The following is a 3554-nucleotide window of genomic DNA, read 5'->3' as shown; positions in this document are numbered from 1 at the left end:
TCGATTAGCGCGTTAATTCAAATCTTTCGACTTGCCTTACTCTCTTTTTGTATGCTGTTGTCCAATATGTCTTAGAACGTATTCTTCTTGTTATTATCACTTGTGTTTCAAAGCGAGTGCAAAAGTAAAACTATTTTTTAATCTCGCAAAACTTTTTTCGAAAAATTTCTTTTTCTTTTTTTCTTGCGAGCCACAGTGTTTACTGAAGCGGACCGCAAAGATAATACCTTATCTTTTACTTATCCAAACTTTATTTTGTTAAAGTTTTTAAAGCCTTTCAAAGTTATTAATTCTTCTTTGCTGTTTTCTTTATATTTAAGAGCGTCTACCTCTAGAGTCGTTATTACTTCTCTAATGCGGATGCAAAAGTAGTATCTTTTACGCTACTTCCAAACTTTATAACGCCTTTTTTTAAAGGTTTTTTTCGGAGTAACGATAACTACCTATTATGATACACGTTACAAGTGAAACTTTTTTTCACATAGTTATGCATTATCATTGTAATAGTAAAAATATTACCGAAGTTAAGTAATAGTCTTCTCCTATTTTATTACCACTTTTTCAACGATATTGTACTCTCCTACCTGAAGATCAATAAAGTACATACCTTTTGGCAGTTTTTCCATTGAGAAACTATACAATCCCTCATCATTTTTCTTCTCATATGTATGTACTAATCTACCCGTGGTATCATATACACGTATATATATAGCTTCTTTAGCAAACTCTTCCATAATTTGAATATTGACAAAATCAATAATTGGATTCGGCCAAAGACTTTGAATTAATTTGACAAGTTCATCTTTTTTATCCTCTCCTGGTATTTTTTCAACTATGTATGCATCTGACAAACTCATTGCTAAAGAAAATTCTTGTTTCAGTTCCTTTTCTCTTTCCCAATAACTAAGATCCCCTTTATGGCTAATATAAATAGTATACGTACCAGGTTCCACGTCTTCAATTTCGATTTGTTCGATATTGTCCACGTCATTATTACCTTTTAAAGCTATTGGGTTTGACCAATCTTTATTCAATTTCCAAGGAAGATATTCTATCCCATCTTTTTTGACAACGATATCTAAGTCATTAACAAGAATAGGATTCTTCTTAGTGTAATCTTCATCTCTATATAAATGAAAATCTACTCCACCAGCTATATCAGTCCAGGCCAAAGTAACTACTAACTTATCCGTAGCTTTCTTTACAACAATCTCTTTTGAATAAACCTCTTTATTCTTTAGTTCGTGCTCTAATAAAAGTGCATACTCCCCTTTTCTACTTGCCTCTAAAAACTGTACACCCTTTGCAGCATTGATTAATCCCCAACCAAATAAGTGATTAGGTCCTTTTCTCTCGCCTGTTTGATCAGCCGTATGCGCCATAATCGCACGAATTGATGCTGACTTTAAAGGGTTCTTATCCTTATTTCTTTTGCTTGCCCATTCTTGCCACAAGGCAAAAACACCTGTGACAGCAGGAGCAGCCATTGATGTTCCCGAATAACTAACATACAAACCTGTATTAGGATCATTTTTCATATTCGCAGGGTTCTTATATGTAGTAGAAAAAACCATGTCCCCTTTTGCTGAAATATCAGGTTTGATACGAAAATCATTAGAAGGACCTTGACTACTAAAGCTCGCTAACACGACACTTTCAGCTCCAACATAATTTTTCACTTCCTTTACTGCTGCAACGACAACAGCATTTTTAGACAACGAATAGCCATTCAACATGTCCACATTCTTTTTCTCAGGAAAGTTTCTATAAGTCTGTTTGGTATATTCTCCATCATTACCAGCAGCAAACACAGGTTGATAGAACTTCCTTTCATAAGCAACAATATCAACCATTCTACTTTCATTCACATAAGCTCCTAATTCAAGTCTAAGAGATTGATCATAAAGAAATCCATACTCATCAAAGAATTGAAAACCATAAGAGTGATTACTAACTAATAAACCGTCATTTGCTAAATCAAGCATATTAAAAATATCATTATTCCAAGAATAACTTAGAACAGTCGCATGAGGAGCAATCCCAAGAGCTCTCTCATTTAATCCCTGTGCTACAATTGTTCCTGTCACGTGTGTTGCGTGAGCTCTACCACGTTCAAAACCAGCTTTACTAAAACCTGGAGAGTTAAAGTCTGGCAAACTTTCACCTAAAATCACAACACTTTTATTAGTCACCCTATCGACAAATTCTCTGTGTTGATCTAACGCCACCTGTCCATCAAAAACACCAACAAAAATTCCATGCCCTCTCAATTCTCTTCTATATGCCGTATTCTTAATACCGTCAACACGAGCAGTAATCCTAGACCCCTTATTTAAAGTGGCTTTATAAATAGGTACCCCCTCCTCATTAAACTTTACAAGTGAATACACATTTCCTTTCATATCCACCCCTGTTATGGGTATACTTTTTTCTTCCGCAATACGCCAAGCCTGGTTTGTTTCATTTAACGTACTTTGGATTGCAAGATTAAGTTGCCTACTATGTTCCCCATAGTTTTCCATAATCTTATTTCTCACTTCTATAGATTGAGCTTCAACAATATCAAGCTTAAAAAACAGAACAAGACTCAGTAATAATAGCGTAATTTTTTTCATATGGAATACTTTATAGTTTAGTTTGTTAATTATAATTCATAAAGTAAAACTTTAGAAATTATATAAAAATATAGGAATCAAACAATTTTAACATTCTACAAAAACCACTCTCTGCTCATATCATTTACAAAGAAACTTTATCACCCAATCCACAATAAAAAGAATACAAAATTATAATAATCAAATAGTTATACCTATAAATGTAATCAAAAAAAAAGGAATTACATGAAAGCAATTCCTTTTTTTTATACTATTCGAGTATTAACTACTCATTATATTTCTTTAAAAAATCATTCAAAGAACTACCTAACTTTTCAGCTGCTCTTTCAACGACTTCATCAATATCTTCAATTTTAACAAATGGTTTTAATTTAGCTTCACTTCTCAACCAATCTAAATACTCTTTATTAAACTCAGTAGGATGAAACTCATCCTCCTCAATCAATTCTTCTTTATCAGGAAAGCTAACCTCATCCTCAAAAACATTTGGCTCAACATCATAAGCTGCTATTTGCAATAGTTCAGTTAAGTTTTGAGCTATAACGTGAACTCCCTCTTCACCCCCAAAAACAACAATTGGTAAGTTCTCTAAATTTTTTTCTTCCTTATTATTGATCCAAAAAGCATAGATGCTACCAACTGAATCTGCCTCTGCAAAAGGAATAAAAGAGTTTAAAAATTCTGGTTCACTCGAAAACCCATCAATTACACCATCTACTTCATCTATTAAATAAATAGCATTTGAATAATATGATGCTACATTTTCTGAAGTTTGAAAATCAATTAAGCTTTTCAAAACATTTGGGATTTTATACCCCTTAAATAACGCAGTAAATTCTTCTTTTACCATTGTCTTGTTCATTTTGTCCACGAAGTGGCTTTTTCTTTTTTTAATATTAAACATAAAAATAGGCATTCTAAACGTTGCACTATTTCATC

Annotated in this window: 2 protein-coding genes; both read right to left on the bottom strand. The window is 32.8% G+C overall.

Features of this window, described 5'->3' with window-relative positions; genetic code table 11:
• Nucleotides 1-542 precede the first annotated feature (542 nt).
• Nucleotides 543-2615 carry a S8/S53 family peptidase gene (locus tag GOQ24_RS15000; RefSeq protein ID WP_160340054.1) on the bottom strand — a complete coding sequence of 691 codons (2073 nt, stop codon included), beginning with the start codon at nucleotides 2613-2615 and terminating at the stop codon, nucleotides 543-545.
• Nucleotides 2616-2880: 265 nt separating this feature from the next.
• Entirely contained in the window at nucleotides 2881-3465 is a 585-nt protein-coding gene (locus GOQ24_RS14995; RefSeq protein WP_155093023.1) for a cell wall assembly protein, read from the bottom strand.
• Nucleotides 3466-3554: the final 89 nt, after the last annotated feature.

This window comes from Myroides sp. LoEW2-1, from assembly GCF_009767705.1.
Taxonomy (GTDB): domain Bacteria; phylum Bacteroidota; class Bacteroidia; order Flavobacteriales; family Flavobacteriaceae; genus Flavobacterium; species Flavobacterium album_A.
The sequence above is the reverse complement of the archived record's forward strand: the minus strand, read 5'-3'. Positions and strand labels throughout refer to the sequence as shown.

Coding starts and splice junctions, on each gene's coding strand:
- GOQ24_RS15000 (WP_160340054.1), bottom strand. CDS start 2,615: ATGAAAAAAATTACGCTATTATTACTGAGTCTTGTTCTGTTTTTTAAG.
- GOQ24_RS14995 (WP_155093023.1), bottom strand. CDS start 3,465: ATGGTAAAAGAAGAATTTACTGCGTTATTTAAGGGGTATAAAATCCCA.